The organism is Flavivirga eckloniae, from assembly GCF_002886045.1.
Lineage (GTDB): Bacteria > Bacteroidota > Bacteroidia > Flavobacteriales > Flavobacteriaceae > Flavivirga > Flavivirga eckloniae.
In genome coordinates this window covers 4,485,925-4,507,012 of sequence record NZ_CP025791.1, presented here as the reverse complement: position 1 = coordinate 4,507,012, position 21,088 = coordinate 4,485,925, and the positions used below count along the sequence as shown (strand labels likewise).

The following is a 21,088-nucleotide window of genomic DNA, read 5'->3' as shown; positions in this document are numbered from 1 at the left end:
ATGTTTTTAGTTTAAAGAGGCAAACTATTAAAAAGGGCTTTTAATTCTGGATTCGATGGTCTTGGAGCATTATTGGTAACGATATTACCTTTAGGATCGATTAAAAGAAATCGAGGTATTCCTGTTATGTTATAATCTTTTACAAACTTAGATTCAAAAGCATTATCTGCTAATAATTGAATACCATCAAGGTTTTTTTCCTTTACAAAATCATACCATTTTTTTCGATTCTTTTGAGTATCAACAGAAAGTGTTATAAATTGTATGTTTTTTCCGTGATATTCCTTTTCTATTTTATCTATATAAGGAAATTCAGCAATACAAGGTCCGCACCATGTAGCCCAAACATCTATAAATACGTATTTACCTTTAAAATCATCTAAAGAACTGGTACCTCCTACAAAATTTTCATAATCTACAAACTTGGGGGAAGGCGACCCAGCAGCAACGCTTTTTAAGATTTCGTAATTTTTTGTAATTTCAGACTTGTGCTTTTCATTTGTAGAACCTGACATAAAAGCATCATAGAAACCCTGTAAATCTTTTGAGTAATCCATATAATACGTAGCACTTTCATATAACAGACTGTTTTTTATAAACTCATTTTGAATCGTTGCAATTTCTTTTAAGTTAGCAATATCTTGAGGAATAGACTCTGATTCGCTTATTCCTTTAGCTTTTTCATAATGATACATCTGAACAAGATTTTTATACGATTCTGAAAACATAAAATCTTCTTTATTCTCATAATCTACTGTCTTCAATTCATCAGTAAATCCTTCAGAAACCTTGAAATCGGGGTTGCCCATGAATTTATTCATCTTTTCGTATTGATCAATCATAAATAAATTCTCATAATTAATATTTCGTTTCTCCTGTTCTTTATATACTTCCGAAATACCTTTAGTTGCTAACAATTCTTGTAAGCAAGCTTCTTCTAGCTTCAATAGACTTGCCTTAAAAGCAGACTCTTCTAATTGATAAAGCACTACAATGCTATCTGTTTTAATAGCATCTTCCTGTTGTTTCTTTATACTATTTCTTGCAAGTATATAGTTATTAACTGGAGCCCCCGTTCCTGAAAAAGCTAGCGTTTTCCTAAAATCTTTAGCATCATAAGTGATGTGTACATCGTTTCCATTTTCTAGATAAATTTTCATTTGGTTTTTCCCAGCATCACTAAACATAAAATGTCCAGATTCCAAGCTAATTGTATCTTTAAAACTACCATCTTTGTTTAACTTAATAGGCGCATTATTATTTACATAAAGAGAAAAATCGTCTCCTATATGATTTTCAATTTTACCTGAAAACACTAAATAATCTTTAGAGACGACTTTCTCTTTACAAGCAAGTATTGTTATTGTAAGGCAAATTGCCAGTATTATTTTTTTCATATAATTCAATTTTTTTTTGATTTTAATTGTTATTAGATTATTCTAAAATCTAACCTGCAAAATGCAATAGTTTGTAAGAGTTAATATTAACACCAATAGTAAATAAAGGATAGAGAACCGATAAACTGTTATCGTAAAAAGCCAACTAAAATATAGACGCCACATAAAAACAATACTGTGGCGCCTAACTTACATAACTTAATTACTCTTTAGGGGTAATAGTTCTACTTCCTGGAAATTCGAAATCTCCAGTAATATTAAAATCAATTAGTATTTCCTTTGTTTCTGTATTATAGGTTCCTGTACCATCTATATTTAAATTAGTGCCTCCATAACATATAAATGGCTGACTTATAGTTACAGGTCCCACGGTGGCTGTAGTCAGCTGTCCAAATGTTATAATTATTTCAGAGTTTTCATCGCAGAATAAATCAAAAGGATCGCCACCTGATAATAATAATTGCCCATTATCTATATCTGTAGCAGGAACTTCTTTTGTAACAGGAAGTCCTGAGAAAAAATCAATTTGAGTAACTAGTACTGTTCCTACCCATGGCGTAACATCTACTGGAGGAGGTACCACCGTTATTTCAACATTTGAAATTTGGGAAACACCTTCTTTGCTCACACTAACTTCAAGAACTACCATAGAGTTAATGGGTAAATTAGCAACAGCATCAGATGCTACAATAAGTTCACCATAGGTTTCATCTACAGAGAAAATATCCGCAGGTGTTTGAGAGTTGATAGTATAGGTTACTGTACCTTTAGTGGATGTGCCAGGAATAGTGCCAATAGTATCTCCTACAACCGCAGATATAGCAAGCTCTCCAACGAAATCATCAGTTTGTACAATTAAAGGCTTTACATGTTCTGTAGTACAGGCAGAGAAACAGCCAAGTACTATTATTATATATATAAGTTTTTTCATCTTTATGGTTTTTTAGTCACGTGGGTTTTGTTCTATTTCTGGATTTAGTAGAATGTATTTTTGACCAATCGGGAGTACCCAATTGTTGCTGTTCGCAGCTACAGTTACTGTTTGTCCATTATAATCTCTATTTATTGATATCCCATCATTATCTAAAAGATTATAGCGCTTAATATCGAATAAACGATCTGCCGTCATAGTCATTTCTCGTCTGCGTTCGTCTTTAACAAACTGTAAAAGAGCCGCAGCATCTGTAATGTTAATAGCAGTATATGTGGCAGGAGTAAAACGATTTATACGCAAGGTATTTAAATCATCATTTGCTTCAGTAATATTTCCAAGACGCGCATAACATTCAGCACGAATCAGATAAAGTTCTGCTGTACTAATAGCGTCTGACGAAGTATTAAAACCAAAATACCTAGCAGCATACACAAGTTCATTCGAATCAGATTGTATAAAACCATGATTAGCCATCGTAGTGTACCACTCTCTCCTCACATCTCCATTTTCATATAGGTTTATTAATTCATCAGTAGGTGAGTTAAGAGCAAAAGCCCATCCCCCATCTTTAAACCAAACAACTTCGGGATCTATAGTGAAATCTTGAAATGATCTAAGCCCTGGAGCAAATGGATTTATCGGGTCGTTATTAATATCTCTAAGTGTACTTTGTAAAGCTAATGCATTATTAACCGCAGTTAATGCATCTGTATAATTAGCTTGATAAAGGTATACACGTGCTAATAAACTAAAAGCAGCAGCTTTTGATGGTCTGAATACAAGCGCTCCAGACTGTGTGTCCTCTAAACTTGTTGTAGCAAATAGAACGTCCTCAAGAATGAGGTCGTAAACCTCTTGCACAGTGGCTCTGGTAAGGTCTATACCTGTTAGCTCAACACCTTCACGTATAGGAACTCCTAAATCTGTACTTGCGGTATTGCTATTATAATGTGGTGCATATAGGTTAACAAGATTAAAATAAGCGAATGCTCTATGCATTCTAGCTTCTCCTTCTAAGGCTCTTTTTTTAGCCGAATCTTCAATCTCATCCAGTCCTTCGGCAATAATATTAGACACATAAATGTGTTGATAATAGTTATCCCAATCGGTATCATTTTCTATTGGTGCGTAAATGGCATCATCAAAAAGATAAGCTCTAAGGTCGTTTTGGCTATTAAATGCTGAATTAAAAATTTCGACATTAAGCTTTACATTATCACTTAGAAACCTGCTCAAACTGTGCTTGTTTGAAAAACCGGTTGTTTTGGCATTGCCACCAAACCCCGATCGTACATTATCTAACATGAGTCTGTAATCGTCAAGTGTAGCAGGGATAATTCTTCCTACAGGTTGAATGTCTAAGAATTCCTCACGATCACAAGAAACTACGGTGAGTATACTTATTATAAATAGAATGCTATAATATTTAAAATTTTTCATGAGTCTTGTTTTTAAAATGATGCAGATATATTAAAAGTATAGGTAGCTCTTCTTGGAATAAAGGAGCTTTCTGGGTCAACATCCCATTTATTAAAGTTCCAAACAGCTATATTATCGGCTTGTAACCCTATACTAAGCGTCGACATACCAAGTTTATTTAAAATAGCTTCTTTGAAATTATAACCTAAACTAACTTGACTTAAACGTATGTGAGCAGCCGTATCTACAAGTTCATCAGAAAACTGATATTGTTGGTAACCTAACAAAGAGCTATTACTCTCATCTTCTGGAAATGCAGGAATATTTGTTATATTCTCGTCTCCAGGGTTTTGCCAACGATTAGCAAAATCGGCAGGGACATTACTTAAAGCTCTAGCACTTGGTATATAAGTATTTCCAAATCTAAATATATGCCCAGCCTTAAAGGATGTTAATGTTCTTAGATATAGGTTTTTGTATTCAAAATTATTGATCCACGACCCATAATATTTAGGTATTACAGATGCCTCTTCAATAAGGTCTTCTGAATCATCAATAAAAGCCCTTGCATCTAGAATACGTCCATCATTAGTTACAAATTGAGGAGCTCCGTTACGATCTAAACCTCCAAAATTGTAGCTGTACAACGTTCTTAAAGAGGCGCCTGGTACAGCAACTTCTCCAAGTAAATAGTCAAAAAGATCATTCGATACAACATCTACTTTTTTTAAGGTATTGGTGTTTATACTAAAATTACCTGTTGTAGTATATTTAAAGTTATCAGTATTTATTACTTTTAAGCTTAAATTAGCATCAATCCCTTCGTTACGTAACGTACCGTTATTAATAAGGGATCCTGCCACCCCAAGAGTAGGATTAACGCTTGTAACTGCTAACAAGTCTTCGCTATCTTTTATATAATATTCTATACTTCCCTTAACCGTGTTGTTAAATAAAGTATAATCTAACCCCAAATTCAATGCGCGTGTTTTTTCTAAACGCAATTCTGGATTGGGTAAACTGGTAATCGTAGAACTTGGTCCATTAAAAGGAGGAAAACCAATAAAATTATTTATTATTAAGAAAGGACTAGTTGTACGATCTACATTACCGTTAGTTCCATAAGTTGCTCTAAACTGTAAGGAATTAATGGTTTCATTATTTACGAAAAAGTTGTTTGTTATGTTCCATTTAAGACCCAAAGAGTATAATGGTATATTCTTGTATTTGTCTGAGGCTCCAAATAAATTGGTGTCGTCTAAACGCGTACTAGCAGATAATGTATATGTATTATCATAAGTATAAGAAGCATTGGCGTAATATGATATAAATCTATTTTCTTCAAAATAAATAGAAGATCGATCTGGCACTTGTCGATCTAAAGAGCCGAATTGAATGGTTGGGTTTACCTGACCAACATTTGGTGGCGAAGAGACAAGTGATTGTTCATTAAAACCATATTTTCTATCTGAATTCTGATCTAAAATTGTTTTACGAACCTCGTAACCAGCTATAGCCGCCACACGGTGTTTATTATCACTAAAAGTCTTGTTGTAATTTAATTGCGATCTAAATGTATGCGATTTTTCTACACGTCCAAATAAATCTAAAATACCACCATCTGGTATAGCTTTGGTACCCACAATTGGACTACCAGAACTGAGATCAACTTCGGTTAGATTATTTACTCTGGTTCTAGTGTAAAAACTAGTTTCGTTATGTAAGTCTCTTAATCTTAAATGAGACCATTCATATTGATAACTCGCATCAAAATCTAAACCTTCTAATATTTTATAATTTAAGCCCGTTTGTAAACGTAGTGCGGTTTGGCGACTCGTATTATTTGCATTATCTAACTCTTGTTTAATGTTATAAGTAGACCCATAGGAATATCCTTGATCTAACAAATATTGAGAAGCTTCAGCACTGTATGCAGAAAGACCAAACGGCATCGGTACATAATTACCATTGTTATCAAGAATACGGCTTGTAATAGGCACATTATTTAAGAAACTAACAGGATCATAGCTACTTCCCGATAAAAAGTCATCATCAATGTTCCCTATATTTCTAAGAGGACTAAGCCCTGCATTTATGGTACCATTAGCAAAATTTTCTTTTGTTTGTGAGAAATTCACAGAAGCTCTTCCTGTTAGTTTAGAGCTAATATTAAAAGAATTAGTGAAATTGATAACAAATTGACTTCTATCTGTACCTATTGTTTCTTTTTGATTTTTATTATAACTAATGGATGATCTAAAATTGTAAATTTCTGTACCGCCAGAGGCAGAGAAATTATACTGATTCCATATTGCTGGACGATGAATAAGGTTTAAAAACTCTCTCCTATTATCTGTGTTAGACAAATTTTGTAATCTTGTTTGTGCTTCACTTGCAGTAATATCGCCTCTTAGTTGTCTTAATAAAGTTTCACCAACAGGGTTTATTACTGGTAGCGCACCCGTTTGGAAATCATTTGGATTAAACAATTGATTTACATTGTAAAAACCAGAAGTAGGGTTGCTACGATTAAACCATGCTGTTTGGTATGCTACTTGTGTAGCAGGATCCCCCAAGCGGGCATCAAATAAATCAGCTTCTGGAGTAATGGACGTGTTAAGGGAGGCATTAATCTTTAATTTTCCATTTCTAGAGCCTTTTTTTGTAACAATTACAATAACACCATTAGTAGCACGTATACCCCAAATGGATGCCGCTGCTGCATCTTTTAAAATGGTAATACTTGCTACATCATTAGGGTTTATTGAACTAAAATCTTGTTCTATAGGAAAACCATCTACTACTACCAGAGGGTTCGTATTTGCGCTAATAGAACTAAGTCCTCTTACTATAAAGTTTCCATCACTGTCTGTAGTTACACCTGCAACTTCTCCTTCTATTTTAGCAAAGATGTTTTGATTCACTTTCAGATCTAGTGTCTTTTCATTTACTCTTTCAAAAGATCCTGTAGATCTTTCTTTAGGGAGCGTTTGATATCCTGTTGAAACTATTTCTATGGTGTCAAGTTCTAAAGAAGAAGTCTTCATTTTTACATCATAAATCACGTCTTGCCCAATAGTGAGTTCTTTATCTAAATAACCTAGATAACTAAAAACCAACACTTCGTTTTCATCTGCATTTATTTCATATAATCCATCAAAATCTGTAGCAGTACCACGATTTGTTCCTTTAACAAATACAGATACACCAATTAATGCGTCTCCGAATTCATCAGTTACTTTACCAGAAATCTTTTGTGTTTGGATTTTAAATTTTCGCTTTACAATAATATTGTTATTAGCTCCTATTATTACAACATAATCGTCTTTAGACAAGGTTTGTTCCAATAATTTATTTATTCTAATAACTCCTTTCCTTAGCTGTACTTTAGGTAAGTTATTAAAGATTCCTTTTTGATATATAAATGCATAGTTTGTTTGCTGGTCAATTATTCTAAAAACCTCATCAACAGATACTTTTTTATCTGCATCGATAGTCACTTTTTCTTGAGAAAATGTAGATCCTGGCGACATAGCAAAAACCGAAGTGCATACTAATAAAATAAAGGTTTTCATAATTGTCTTTAAGAGTCTTTTTCCAATACTGAAAAAGACATTGGTTAATTTTATTTCCATAAATTTGTATGTTATTAGTTAATAAACATTTAATTAATAATCTCACTTAGGGAACATTGTTTTAAATTTTTAGCGAGATATAATCATGTTCCCTTTTTCTTTTCCTGTATGTAAGATTCTAGGTCAGTAGTAATTTTCTAGCATAGTCATGTAGTTTTTTGAGTTAGTAATATTTATTTTTGATTTGTAGTTTATATATCTAAATTGCTCTTATTTTAAGCTGATTGTCTTATCATTAATTTCATAGTTTTCTATCATGCTTAGGTCTTTTATAGACTCTAAAATATCCTCGATCTTCTGATCTTTTCTTATTTTCCCATAAAACAACACATCTTCAATTTTTGGGTTTAAGAAAACAACCTCCATATCGTACCAACGCGACAATACTTTCATAATATCCTTAAGCGGCTTATCTTCAAAACTGAACACCCCTTGTTTCCAGGACGTTTCTCTATATAAATCTGCTTTAGAAACTGTGATGGTTTCATCATTATAATTCACAATAGATTGTTCTCCTGGCTCTAACATTTTCTTCCCATTTCTAGTACTAATATTTACTTTACCTTCTACCAGTGTGGTGAAGATGTTTTTATCATCTCCATAGGCCTTTACATTAAATTCAGTACCTAAAACCTGAATGTCCTGAGAAAGATGTTTTACTCTAAATTCAGACCCGTTATGATTTGTACTTGATGACACATCAAAGTAGGCTTCTCCATAAACCAGTTCGACCTGGCGTAACTCCCCTTTAATGAAAGATGTTGGGTATTTAATTTTAGATTCTGAGTTTAACCATACTTTAGTTTCGTCTGCCAACTGTACAAAAAACTGACCTCCTCTAGGAACTGTTAAATAGTTATAAGTTGTTTCTGTTTTTTCTCTTTTCGAAGTATTGTAAACTAATTCCTCGCCATTGCTCTCAATATTTTCCGATGCATATTGACTCCCTTTTTCTAATGCGATATTAGTACCATCTTCCAGAGTTAAAATAGCTTTATCTGTTCCAACTTCTATATTATTATTTACAACAACTGGTTTTTGCATATCCTTTGGTTCCTCACTTCTATTAAAAAAGAAGGTTAATCCCAAAATCAACATAACCGAAGCCGCCACAGCATATTTCCAATATCTGGTTCTTTTAACAGGAGCTTTAAAGCTCGATTCAATATATTTCCATAATATAGAGCCATCATGACTCTCACTTTTTAGTTCCTCTATGGTGAAGTTTAAACTAACGTAGTGATCAAACTCTTTTTTATTATCCCCTGTTTCTACCCAGGATATAAGTTCTTTCAGCTCTTCATTAGACAGATTATCTGAAAAGTATTTAACTATTAATATCTCAATTCTTTCGGTCATTTTTTACATCTATTTTAATAATCTACGCCTGGAGTTAAAAAAACCCTTATATAAATCTTAAAAAAGTTTTAAAGTTTTTTAGTTAGATTTACGGTTCTCATAAGAATGAATAAACATAAACAAAACATATCGCTAACTGTTGCCTCCTTAAAAAAGGGGGATGAGCTTGCGTTTAAGGCTATTTATTCAGAGCATAGCAAGGAATTAAATGCTTTTATTAATAGTTTCACAAAAAACCAGATGCAAACTGATGATATTCTGCAGGATACGTTTATTAAATTATGGAACGGAAGGGAGCGTTTGGATGAAAAAAGTTCCATTTCAAGTTTTTTGCGAAAAACGGCTTATAATACTTTTGTAGATAAGTACAGAAAGAAAAAAAGAGAACAATCCATGCTGGATGGGTGGTTATACAAGCGTTTGAATCAAATGATTACCGAGGATGAGGATATTAGAAAGAAAAAAATAAAGCTTGTACAAGAAGCTATAGAAAAGCTTCCTCCTAGATGTAAAGAGATATTCCTGTTAAGCAAATTCGAACATCTTAAGTATGCTGAAATAGCAGAACAGCTAAACATTTCAATTAAGACCGTAGAAGTTCAAATGGGAAATGCCTTTAAGATTATACGTAAGGAAATAGAAAGTAAAAACAGTTTATACTTGGTTGTACTACTTTTAAAACACTCTATTAAAAAGATAGGCAAAAACCTTGTAAAGCCTTAATATTACGTGAATCTTGGATAAGAGAATTTATGTCGGTGTGTGTCCCAGACTTGTTTCAGAACTATTTTTTTACTGTCACAGTGCTCTCCTCTTTAATTTAAAGCCGAGAAATGAATTTCGATTTTGATAAAAATTGGAAGAAAGAGGCGTTTTATTAAAAATAACAAACTAATATAACCTTCCGAATCCCGATCTCATCGGGATCCACCTCCCTTTTTAAAAGGGAGGAACACCTTGAATTCTTAAGCAAGATTTACGTTAATATTATATCTCAGATAACAAGTTTTAAGACTTTATTCTGGTATAAACTCCTTGTCTTTAACCAATATCCATTTATCAAACTCAAAACCATCTTCGCGCATGGAGAAAGAAATAACATAGTCGCCAGCTTTTTCAAAATTAAGCGTTATGGCTTTTGGAACACCACAATGGTTTTCTGGAACACGTTGCGCCGAGGACCAAGTCCATCTATCCTTACCTTCGCACCATTGCATACGAGCGCCACGCTCTGGCCATTCACCATTAACACCTACATGCAAACCGTTATCTTCGGTTCCGGTAGAGTAAGCCAAGGCCCAAACATAGTAGATACCCGGTGTATTAATTTTTACTTTATAAGAAACTATTCCTCCAGTGCCTGAAACCGGAAAGAAATTTTCTCCTGCAATAAGTTCATCATCATGTGTTACTCTAGTATCCGGTAAAGCTTCAATGTAAGCATTTTTGCTTGCTGTAGCCGAATGATTTTCTATGGTATCTCCCGAAAACGGAATATTGTCATTATTAGATCGAACATACCACTCGCGCTTTGTACCATTGTTGCTCTTTTTATGAAAATTCTCAGCTTCTACCTCTAAATAACCGCCTTTTTCAATAAATGGTTCAACATCGTTTAAAGCATTGGCTACTTCTAACGTACTTGGGGTTAAAACTAACGAATTCCACCTTCCTCTAGACCATGCTGTTTCGTCATTTTCTGGAATTTTTCCGTTGGTTACGGCTTTTGATGATATCTCGATAATATCATTGTTATGAAGATATAATTCCAATTTATGTTTTGCGGTTAAAAAGGTAGATTCTGTTTCGGGATTAACCAGTGAGTCCACTTCCTTTCCGTTTATTTTTATTTTGTAAACAGACTCACCATCATTTTCAGCCATAGCTGTGAAAACACCTTTATAAAGCCCTGTTTTTCCTTTAAATATGTTTTTTGCAGCTGCAAACTTATTTCTTTGTGATTTATTAGCAGCATCTATGGCTAATGCTCCATTTCCTTGATCGGTATAATAAACGGCTTTGCTCGCTTTATCAATTTCAAAATCAGATAGGGCATTTAGAGTTACAATGGCTTCTTTACCCGAGGTTTTATTAGAATTAGCTTTTTTTGCAACGGTAATTAAAGCCACCCAATCTTTATCACTATTAGGCGGTAATCCAATGGAAACTTCGCCTCCGCCTTTTATCATTTTTTTACTTCCCTTTACAAGATTTCCACCTGTTCTTGGGTTATACCATTTTACATTGAATTTTGAATTAAAACCATATAAATTTATTTTCGTTTCTTCTACTTTGGGCAGATAAACCACATAGGTACTTCCATTCTCTGCAAACACATAATCGTTAGAGTTACTGGTTAAATAATCAGCCGATTGCATGCTTGTAAATGGCACATATTTTTGAAAAAAGTCTAAAGCATGTTTTGTTTGATCCCATAACAGGTCTCTGGAACGCCAATCTTCACATTTTAAATCGTTGTGTGCATATCGGTATCCGAAATACCATTCTACGCCAGCACCTCCGGCCATTAAAGTTCCCCATAGTACCTGAGCACGAATGTCGTTATGCTCCGGATCGTCTGCATCTGGTTTGGCGCCTGTATCTGCAGGCCCTATTTCATCTTGACAAATCACCCATCTTCTGCCAGACTTATTGGAAGCATCAATAAATTTAACGATCCTATCGTGTACGTCCTTTGGATGATGTGTTTGCATGGAAGGTCCATCTAAATACTCATATCCCAAAAGTGGATCGAGAAATAAATCCTGTGCTTTGCTTACTGCATGCGAGTGCAAAACGACTAAACCTTTATAAGGATCGTGCGTTTTAATATACTTCGCCATGGCTTTTCTGTCTTTATCATCTTGTCCCTTAGGCGTCCAATGTAAAGGCCCGTTCTCCTCGCCCAAATTCCAGGTAACTCCTAAATGATGGGAAAAACGCGCTATTAGCTCTCTGTAATATAATTTTCGCTGCACTCCCAATTGCCCTATATCCAATAGCAGTTCATTCTCGGTTTCTTGAGTAACAATATGAAGCATAAGCCCTAACTTGTCCATATGGTCGAAAACGACCTCCCATTGATCTAGTTTACTACAATCGAATCTGTAACGCTCGTTAACATCGTTCCATGGCCAAACGTCCTTACCATCGCCCTGCACATTCATAGTAAGAAAATAAACGGCATTCATATCTTTAGAACTCAAATAGTTTAACGCCCCGATAATATTCTTTCCCTTCCCATTTTTCCAGGTCGGATCGCCAGCTTTCCAATCTCTGGCATGTGCTTCATATTTATGTGATGGTGGAGTTTGGTCGAATTCATAATACCCCAAAAAACTTTCCGGACTGTCTGCGCCGCCTTTAAGAAAATAATCTCCGGTCTCTTCAAATTGAAGATATCCGGTATCGGTATAATTTAAACGGCCTTTCCCTCTAAAATCGCGACCTGTTTTATCTGATTTTTCAATTGAAAAGCTTCCACTTAATCCATCAAACTGCACAGCATCTCCTGCTTTGGCATCATCGCTTACAGCAATAGCTTTCCCTTTTCTAAAAGATACTTGATACGTCCATGCTCCAACAGCATCCGGTCTAAACCTTACTTGCCATACACTTCCGGAGTTTGCACTTGTTTCTCCGGCATCACCATCGGCTGCGTAAAAGCCCGGGATTACATAGGTTTTATCATTATTCTTGAATGTTACATTTAGCCTGTAATCTAAAAATGGGTTTTCTGCTCCATTTTCAGCCATTTGTTCGCCCGTAAAACTAAGGGTTACCTTGTGCCATTTTTTCAATTCGCCTTCTATAGAAACCTTTGATTCTTGTGAGAAAACAGAATTAAGCAATAAAAATGATACGCCTACTAATACAAATACTTTTTTCATTTTGTAATGAATTTAATGGATGCTAATTGCATGGTTTGTTGTTAAAAATTATACTGCTCTATAGGCATACCGGTCTATTTAGCTTAGCCGATTGGTATACTGCGTCTTGTGCTTTTAATATTTTTAAATAATTTACACCACTTGTTTCGAAAACGCCTTCTGAAAGGAAATTATCAATAAAATTTCGTTGAAAAATATAGCAACAATCGCCTGCAAACCCTTTTTTTCTATGCACATAAGAATGCTCTTTTTCTACTTCTCCTAATTTTTGAATAGTAATCTTCCCATCATTATATAGCCTAATACTACCTTTGGAACCATCAATTAAATACTCGCCAAATGTGTATCTTGAATTTTCATGACGACTCTCATTATACCTGTTAGCATCCCAAATGGCATGAGCCTTATTTTTAAAATTAAGAATCATTAACCCGGAATCTTCTCCCTTAATTTCTGGGTTTAGCCTTTTAAGTAGCGCATAAACATTTTCGATCTCCCCGGCATGATAACTAAATGTATCTATGTAATGTACGCCTGTTTCGTAAATAAGTAATCTTTCATAATCCCTAAAATAAGGTTGTCTGGATAAATAAGCATGTTCTCCCCAACCGTCTCCCATGCGGGATCTGAAATTAAGACTGAATAAATCACCAACTTCGCCCTGATCTATAATTTTTTTTATTTCTCTATGCCACGGCTGAAATCTGAAGTTTTCGTGAACCACAAAATGTACCTCCTTCTCCATAGCATAGTCTACCATTTCCTTAGCTTCAGCAAAACTTGGGGCAAGCGGTTTTTGGCAAATAATGTGCACGCCATGATCGGCAGCGAATTTGCACATTTCCAAATGTGTTTCCGGAGGCGTGATGATATCTATAAAATCCGGTTTTTCTTTTATAATCATCTCCCTATAATCGGAATAATGTTTCTTTATACCATAGGCACTCATTACACCCATGGCTTTTTTTAAATTAGTATTACATAGTGCTGTTATTTCAACTTCTGGAATACGATTCCATGCTTCAAATTGAAATTTGCTAAAATAACCAGCACCTATAGCAACACCTCTTAATTTATTTATCATAACGTATCTCTTTTGCAGAATCCATAAATAGCCAACAAACGATGGCAACTACACCTAAAAAAGCAGCGGTATAAAAGAATGGTTCATTAGAACCTGTCCATGCCATTAGATATGGAAATGCTAATGCTGTGGAAAAAGATCCTAAATTACCTGCCATGTTCATCATTCCGGACACCTTACCGGAATTCTCCTTTCCTATATCCATACAGAACGACCAAGATGGACTCAAGGTCATATCTGCTCCGAAAATAGCAACCGATAAACATAGAACGGCTCCTAAGGCCGTTTTCATATACAAACTAGAAATTATTCCTACAACCACTAAGCAAAAGCCTACTATAGCTGGTATTTGTCTAGATAATTTCCATTTTCCTTTTTTATAAATAGCGTCAACGGTATAGCCAGACACCCAATTGCCAACAGCTCCTGCCAAAAAGGGTAACATGGCATAAAACCCGGTAGTAACTAGATTTAACTCATATTTTGCCTTGATATAGGGAAACAACCAGGTTAACATAAAAAAGAAAATAAAGTTACTCCCTATGTATTGAATCATAGCCAGAATAACATTTTTTGACCCTAGAATACGCCTTATAGGCAATACGTTTTTCACCTGTTCTTCTTGCTGACGATTTTTTATAATATAGGCTTTCTCGGCATCTGAAATGTCTTTATGTTCTTCTGGTTTATTTCTAAATAAAAAATAGAACAGCAGGGCACAAAGAATTCCTATAGCTCCAAAAAAATAGAAAATGACACGCCAACCCCATACATCAATTAAATAAGCAACTAAAGGCAATGCAAATGCGGCCCCTAATCTTGACCCTGAAAAGTTTATGCCTTGAAAAATACCGCGTTCTTTTAATGGGACCCAAGAAAATGCGGCTCTCGAAATATTAGGAAATGCACCCGCTTCTCCAGCTCCAAAAATATACCTAAATACAAGCATGGATATATAATTCCAAGCGGCTCCGGTTAACGCTGTAAATACAGACCATAATACCATAATCGAGGTCATAACCTTACGCACTCCATATCTGTCTCCTAAAGCACCTGCGGGCACCTGAAATAAAGCATAACCTAATGCAAAAGCACTTAATACCCAACCCATTTCAATATCGGTAAGGTTTAAATCTTCACTAATAGAATCTTTTGCAGATGAGATACAGACACGATCTACGTACAACAACAAGGTTATTAAAAAAGATCCTACGAAGAATCCGTATCTTCTAGTTGGTATTGATTGGCTCATATCATGATAGTTTTTGAGTTATTTTTATAAGTGTTTTCTCATTACCTACATTACCAGGAAATACGATGTATGGTAATTTTGGGAATTTTGTTTCTTCCCCCATTTCCCATACAGGAATACCTGGATCTATTTGCCCTAAAACCTTTGAGCGTTTCATCCTTAAGCCTTTTACAGCCAAATCATGTGACGTAATTCCTCCTTTGGCTAATATATATTTTGGTTGAACACTAATACCTCTTACTAAGGTAACCAATGCCCCTGATACTTTTGATGCAATATCTATACTGGAATTGTCATTTCCCCCTGTAATTAGCTTTCTGCTTGTGTAAACAATAACATGATTGCCACGTGTTAAATTTTCATCTATTTTTGAAATGATAGAGGCTAAATATATATCTGCGCCTTCTTTTAATATCGTATTTACATCAATTTCTATAATACCGTTTTCATTATAATATTTTAAAGTATAGTTTAGTTGTTCGGAAGATTTAGGAACGTAAGATCCCACTATGGTTAATCCCCCTGTTAGGTTGTTTGTGCCAATTATTTCTTCTGAAGTTAATAATGGTTTAGGTTTTAATCCAATATAAGAAGGCACGAATGAACTCGACGTACGGTATACAATTCTTTTACCTGATTCTTCGGCTAATAATAAGGCATGTGTTACCTTATCCAGATCATAATAGTTTAATGCATTCCAAATACAGTAAACACCAGCTTGCAGCGCCATGACCTGTTCGCAAAGCCATGCCTTGCTTTTATTTCTAATAGTTTCGATGGCTACCGAAAAAACATCTGAGGCATTTACCTCTCCATGTGTTTTCTCCTGAATCCATGCTTTTAAGTTCGCATTGGAATATGCAAAAGTATGATCTTGGGAAAACGGTGTTTCGTTAACTGGAACCAAACAATTCTCATCAGAAATGTAATGTACATCATTTACCGTAACCCTATTCCCTTCGAACATTACGGGAAGAAAAACGGTAATGGCATCATTAAAACCCATGGTGTTTTTTATAACATTTACTTCCGAAAAATGCCCCCTTAACGTTGAATCACTTCTACTAATCACAGTAAACTCGCGATTTGTAAGCTTTGATGCTTTTAAAACATTTTTCGAAATTTCACGATAAATTTCCGACGATTTTTCTTCTGTTAAGCTTCTGGAATTGGTTAGCAAAAAGAACACAGGTGTTTCTTTTTTAAACTCTTCAACCAAAGCTTCTAAATGCCACTCGGTTAAAAGTGGTATATCGTAAACCGTTTGATTTCCAGTAGGGTCATCATCAACTACAACACATGTCCTGTTTAAACTTTCAAAAAGCCTTTTATTTAATTGCCTGTAATTAGACGTATCTTCTATTGGCAATTGCTTCGATATATCGGATAATAAGATGCTCATGAATTTGTTTCAATAGCTATCACTCGAGCAGGCGCGCCATCACCTTTTCCTATTTTTAAGGGTAGCGCAATCAATTCAACACAATTAGTTAGTAAAGCATCAATATTTGTAAGTCCTTCAATAATAACCACACTTCGCAATAAAATATCATGAATTTTAGTGACCTCTGCTAAATTGTTTACATCGGCTACCGAAGGTGGTTCTACACCAATCATTTTTACGTTATTATTAACACACCATAAGGCAAGCGCCCCACTTATTCTCGGCAGTTCGTCACGGTATTTCGGAGTGTTTACGTACTGCGACCAACCAGTCCAGAAAATTAAACTATCCCCAGCAGTGAACTTATCCCTAACATCTTGAGAAATATGCTTTGGGGTTATAAGGCCCTTAGAGTCTATATGGCGTACATCTATAACCCAGGCTTTCCCAACAAAATCCGTAACCGGTATTTCATCAATCGTTTGCTTGCTTACATTAAAATGTATGGGAGCGTCCATATGCGTGCCACAATGCGAGTAAAACGTTAATGTACTGGCATTCCACCCATCTGTCTCAAGCGTTTTACTAGTTTCTTTTGAAAACCCGGTAATATCTTGAGTAAATGTTAATGTAAGATCAACAATACGATTCATGGTATCTTATAAATTTTTAATCACGGCATCTGCCACATCAGAAGTACTCGCAGTACCTCCTAAATCTTTTGTAAGTACACCTTCCGAGGTACTTTTATCGATAGCTTCCATAATATTATTCGCCGCTTCGGTTTCCCCTAAGTGCTCTAACATGATAGCGGCAGACCATATTTGTCCGTAAGGGTTAGCAATGTTCTCTCCTGCAATATCGGGAGCAGAACCATGAATAGGCTCGAACATAGACGGAAAATCCTTTTCTGGATTAATGTTACCACTACCGCCAAGTCCAAGGCTTCCCATAACTGCGCCTCCTAAATCGCTTAAAATATCTCCAAATAAGTTAGTTGTTAATACCACATCGAATACCTCTGGTTTTAAAACAAAACTTGCCGTAGAATTATCAATATACATTTGGTCATGCTCCACATCTGGATATTGAGTTGCCACTTCCTTAATAACACGATCCCAATAGGTTAAACTATTAATTAATGTGTTAGATTTTGTTATATGGGTAACTTTATGTCTTCTTTTCCTAGCCAATTTAAACGCATAATGTGCTACGCGCTCTATACCTTTTCTGGTAAATATACTGGTATCTACCCCCATGCCATTTTCAGAATCTGGTAAATATTGACTCCCTACCTGTACAAATTCGCCCTCTGTATTTTCCCTTACGATTACAAAATCTATATGCTTTTCTGTTCTTAGCGGACGTTGTACGCCTGGATAGGTTCTAACTGGTCTGTAATTAACATACTGATTAAAGTTTGTTCGCACTTTAAATGTATAGTCTTTAGCTGGTAGCGTATCATCAACTTCTGGCAAGCCAACCGATCCGAAATAAACCGCATCAAATGCCTTAAGCTTTTCTAAGCCATCTTCAGGCAAAAACTTGTTATGCTTTAAATAATAACCTGCTCCCCAATCGAATACTTCCGAAGTTAGGTTAAAATCGTATTTTTTTGCTACTGCTTCTAAAACCCTATACCCTTCTGGTACTATTTCGTTTCCTATACCATCTCCTGGCACTACGGCAATGTTGTAATTTTTCACTTTTTAAGTATTTATTTATCAAATAGTAATTCTCTAGATTTTTTAATGTGCTCTCTAGCGTATTGTTCGGCCTTATCTTCATCGCCTGCTTCTATAGCCTTAATGATTTTAAAATGCTCGTCCAAGGTCTCTTCTGGAGGTCTTACCAAGCCATGGCCAATCACTTTCTCATGAATATTTCCGAAGAAATAGATCTTATCTAAAGGCGCATTTCCCGTAAGTTTGATTAACAACGAATGAAACATTTCATCTGCGTTTGTATAGGCATCAAGATCAATTTTTTCACTCGCTAAAAAAGGGTTAAAACATGCTTTAAGTTGTTCAATAGCGTTATCATCTTTCGATTGCGCCAACAACCTTGCAGCCATCCCCTCAATAGCCTCTCTACAGACATAAATATCAATGATTTCTTTCTCGTCCCACGAACGTATATACATCCCTCTTCGAGGAATACTTTTAACCAAATACTCATTCTCTAAGGTCAATAAAGCTTTCATTAATGGTGTCCTGCTTACTCCTAGTTGTTCAGCAATCTTTTCCTGGACTATTTTTTCGCCCTGCTTGAGCTCTCCATTAAGAATCATTTGCTTTAGTTTCAAATATATGGGCTCACTAATGCTAGTGTGTTCAATCATAATATTGTATTTTGTATACAAAATACAATATTACAATTTTAACCCTTAAAAACAAATTTAATTAACCTAAATACCTTTTTGAAAAACCGGGATGCGTTATAAAAACTAAGTTTATTACCTCTTTATAACCTTTTAGTTATAGACTTTGAACAATATTTACTACCTAATAAAACTAATAGTACGACAATGATTTTAACATACTCCCTAGCTTTGCTATTACTTCCTTATTCACGTAATACGCCAAAATGGAACATTTTTTTCCTGTATTACTAATAGTTTGGAAAGTGTTCTAAAAACATAACCATTTAAAGGATATTTACATCTAGGGCGTTCTCTTTTAAAGAAACCAAAATAGCCCTAAATAATAGCAAAAAGAACTCTAACATTTATATTTAAATACATGTCTAAATCTAATCAATTAAACTTTAAATACATTCTTACAATCTCAATGATTTCTGCTCTTGGCGGACTGCTTTTCGGCTACGATTGGGTGGTTATTGGAGGGGCTAAACCTTTTTATGAGCGGTTTTTTGAAATTACAGAAATACCTGCGTTACAGGGTTGGGCTATGGGGAGTGCATTAATTGGATGTATTGTTGGAGCTGCCATTGCAGGTAAGGTAACCGAGCGTTTTGGACGTAAAAGACCATTAGGTCTAGCAGCTTTACTGTTTGTTATTTCTGCTGCTGGTACTGGAGCTTTTAACGACTTTAATATTTTTATTGTTTTTAGAATTTTAGGTGGTTTAGGTATTGGATTAGCTTCTACAATTTCACCTATGTATATTGCTGAAGTATCTCCATCTATATATAGAGGAAGATTGGTTTCCTTAAATCAATTGGCTATTGTAATTGGTATTCTTTCTGCACAGATTTTCAACTATTTTATTGCAGATGCAGTTCCAGAAGGCATGACAGATATGGAAATCATGAATTCCTGGAACGGACAAACGGGCTGGAGATGGATGTTTTGGGCAGAATTAGTTCCTGCTACTTTATTTTTTGTTTTGATTTTTGTTATTCCGGAAAGTCCAAGGTGGTTGTCTAAAAACAAACGATGGGACGACTCTTTAAAAGTACTGAACAATATTGGAGGAAGGGATTACGCAAATGAAATCCAGAATGAAATAAAAGCAACCCTACAGAAAGGTAGCGAAGAAGTTGTTAAAGTAAAAGAGCTTTTTAACAGTAAAAACAAAAAACTAATTTTTATCGGAATTGTTCTTGCATTTCTGCAACAATGGTGCGGTATAAATGTAGTTTTTAATTATGCAGAAGAAGTATTTACCAGTGCCGGATATGGTGTAAGTGATGCCTTATTCAACATCATATTAACTGGTGTTGTAAATTTGGTGTTTACTGTTATTGCTATGCAGATGATCGACCGATGGGGAAGAAAAAAACTATGGCTCCTAGGCTCTGTAGGACTAGGTTTATCGTACCTGTTCATAGGGCTATTCTATTTCTTCGAACTAAAAGGTTTCACTTTAGTTATGCTCGTGGTAACTGCCATAGCTATATATGCACTTACTTTAGCGCCGGTATTTTGGGTATTGGCATCAGAAATCTTTCCGAACAAAATTAGAGGAGCAGCTATGTCGTTAACGGTTACAGCACTTTGGATTGCTTGTTTCCTATTAACATACAGTTTTCCAATTTTAAACGATGCTCTAGGGCCTTTTGGAACATTTTGGCTGTACGGAGGCATTTGTGTGGTATGTTTCCTATTTGTAAAGTTTAAAATACCCGAAACTAAAAATAAAACCCTGGAAGAGCTAGAAGAAATGTTTGACTAATCTTTTTTGAATTAAACGTATAGAATACATCCTGTTTTATAAACCATAAGAACAAAATGGTAATTGAACCATTATATCATGGAATTTCCAAATTATCAGATAGCCTTTGTTGGATTAAAAAAACACCATAAAGTAGCTCTGTATGATTTGAAGAAAAAAAGTTTCTTACAGCTTTTGAATATCATGTTTTAGACATTTTTGTAGACTCTAAAGCTATGGTAAAAAGAAATTATAATCCCCTTCCGTTTATAATGATATTAAATTTGAATCTGAAAATCTTACAAGGAAACCAAACACTTTTTTGTAAAAAAAGAAACGCTTTGGGACATTATTAATTTAGAAAATGATCTCATTATTCCTTTTAAATACACTTCAGATTATTTATGCGACAATAATTATATATTTTGTATCATGTCTATTGGATTTTAACAGAGAAGGATTAATACGATTGTTCTTACAAAAACTAAACAAACTGACTCTTAATCAGTTACAAGAACAAAAAGCCCCCCTAATAAGACCAATTTGTCCCCTGTATAACTCTTTAAAAAACAGATATTTGAACCTCATAACAATCCAAAGTCCCGAAAAAACCTTTTTA

General features: G+C 34.9%; 15 protein-coding genes. 3 read left to right on the top strand and 12 right to left on the bottom strand.

Going from position 1 to position 21,088, the window contains the following annotated elements; genetic code table 11:
* Positions 1-11 precede the first annotated feature (11 nt).
* The 5 genes from C1H87_RS18565 to C1H87_RS18545 form a co-directional block, all read right to left on the bottom strand.
* Positions 12-1,397 (bottom strand): TlpA family protein disulfide reductase, encoded by a 1,386-nt coding sequence (locus C1H87_RS18565; RefSeq protein WP_102757251.1) that lies wholly within the window; start codon positions 1,395-1,397, stop codon positions 12-14.
* Between the two features lie 202 nt (positions 1,398-1,599).
* Entirely contained in the window at positions 1,600-2,328 is a 729-nt protein-coding gene (locus tag C1H87_RS18560; protein WP_102757250.1) for a cadherin repeat domain-containing protein, read from the bottom strand.
* Positions 2,329-2,340: 12 nt separating this feature from the next.
* A complete protein-coding gene (locus tag C1H87_RS18555) occupies positions 2,341-3,771 on the bottom strand; it encodes a RagB/SusD family nutrient uptake outer membrane protein (protein WP_102757249.1) in 1,431 nt (476 codons plus the stop codon).
* Between the two features lie 11 nt (positions 3,772-3,782).
* On the bottom strand, positions 3,783-7,325 hold the full coding sequence (locus tag C1H87_RS18550) for a SusC/RagA family TonB-linked outer membrane protein (RefSeq protein ID WP_158655272.1): 3,543 nt from the start codon (positions 7,323-7,325) through the stop codon (positions 3,783-3,785).
* Positions 7,326-7,595: 270 nt separating this feature from the next.
* A complete protein-coding gene (locus C1H87_RS18545; protein ID WP_102757247.1) occupies positions 7,596-8,744 on the bottom strand; it encodes a FecR family protein in 1,149 nt (382 codons plus the stop codon).
* 105 nt (positions 8,745-8,849) lie between these two features.
* On the opposite strand from C1H87_RS18545, the gene C1H87_RS18540 reads away from it, so the two are divergent.
* Positions 8,850-9,467 carry an RNA polymerase sigma factor gene (locus C1H87_RS18540; RefSeq protein WP_102757246.1) on the top strand — a complete coding sequence of 206 codons (618 nt, stop codon included), beginning with the start codon at positions 8,850-8,852 and terminating at the stop codon, positions 9,465-9,467.
* A 293-nt stretch (positions 9,468-9,760) separates the two neighbouring features.
* Here the strand turns inward: C1H87_RS18540 and C1H87_RS23465 are convergent, their stop codons facing one another.
* From C1H87_RS23465 to C1H87_RS18500, 7 genes are read right to left on the bottom strand one after another with little or no spacing between them, the layout of a single operon-like run.
* Entirely contained in the window at positions 9,761-12,634 is a 2,874-nt protein-coding gene (locus tag C1H87_RS23465; RefSeq protein ID WP_199769306.1) for a DUF5060 domain-containing protein, read from the bottom strand.
* A gap of 58 nt (positions 12,635-12,692) precedes the next feature.
* Positions 12,693-13,718 carry a Gfo/Idh/MocA family protein gene (locus tag C1H87_RS18525; RefSeq protein WP_102757245.1) on the bottom strand — a complete coding sequence of 342 codons (1,026 nt, stop codon included), beginning with the start codon at positions 13,716-13,718 and terminating at the stop codon, positions 12,693-12,695.
* Positions 13,708-14,970, bottom strand: a complete 1,263-nt coding sequence (locus tag C1H87_RS18520; RefSeq protein ID WP_102757244.1) for an MFS transporter — start codon at positions 14,968-14,970, stop codon at positions 13,708-13,710. Before C1H87_RS18520 ends, C1H87_RS18525 begins: the two co-directional genes overlap by 11 nt.
* A gap of 1 nt (position 14,971) precedes the next feature.
* The gene (locus tag C1H87_RS18515; RefSeq protein WP_102757243.1) at positions 14,972-16,372 is read right to left on the bottom strand and encodes a four-carbon acid sugar kinase family protein; all 1,401 of its coding nucleotides are present in this window, start codon (positions 16,370-16,372) and stop codon (positions 14,972-14,974) included.
* Positions 16,369-17,007 carry a cyclase family protein gene (locus C1H87_RS18510; RefSeq protein WP_102757242.1) on the bottom strand — a complete coding sequence of 213 codons (639 nt, stop codon included), beginning with the start codon at positions 17,005-17,007 and terminating at the stop codon, positions 16,369-16,371. Before C1H87_RS18510 ends, C1H87_RS18515 begins: the two co-directional genes overlap by 4 nt.
* Before the next feature lie 6 nt (positions 17,008-17,013).
* Positions 17,014-18,060: a tartrate dehydrogenase gene (locus C1H87_RS18505; RefSeq protein ID WP_102757241.1), complete on the bottom strand. Its 1,047-nt coding sequence runs from the start codon at positions 18,058-18,060 to the stop codon at positions 17,014-17,016.
* An 11-nt stretch (positions 18,061-18,071) separates the two neighbouring features.
* Positions 18,072-18,695 (bottom strand): GntR family transcriptional regulator, encoded by a 624-nt coding sequence (locus C1H87_RS18500; RefSeq protein WP_102757240.1) that lies wholly within the window; start codon positions 18,693-18,695, stop codon positions 18,072-18,074.
* A gap of 400 nt (positions 18,696-19,095) precedes the next feature.
* On the opposite strand from C1H87_RS18500, the gene C1H87_RS18495 reads away from it, so the two are divergent.
* Together C1H87_RS18495 and C1H87_RS23775 are read left to right on the top strand one after the other, a co-directional pair.
* Positions 19,096-20,490, top strand: a complete 1,395-nt coding sequence (locus tag C1H87_RS18495; RefSeq protein ID WP_102757239.1) for a sugar porter family MFS transporter — start codon at positions 19,096-19,098, stop codon at positions 20,488-20,490.
* A gap of 38 nt (positions 20,491-20,528) precedes the next feature.
* Positions 20,529-20,621 (top strand): hypothetical protein, encoded by a 93-nt coding sequence (locus tag C1H87_RS23775; protein WP_394337966.1) that lies wholly within the window; start codon positions 20,529-20,531, stop codon positions 20,619-20,621.
* Positions 20,622-21,088: the final 467 nt, after the last annotated feature.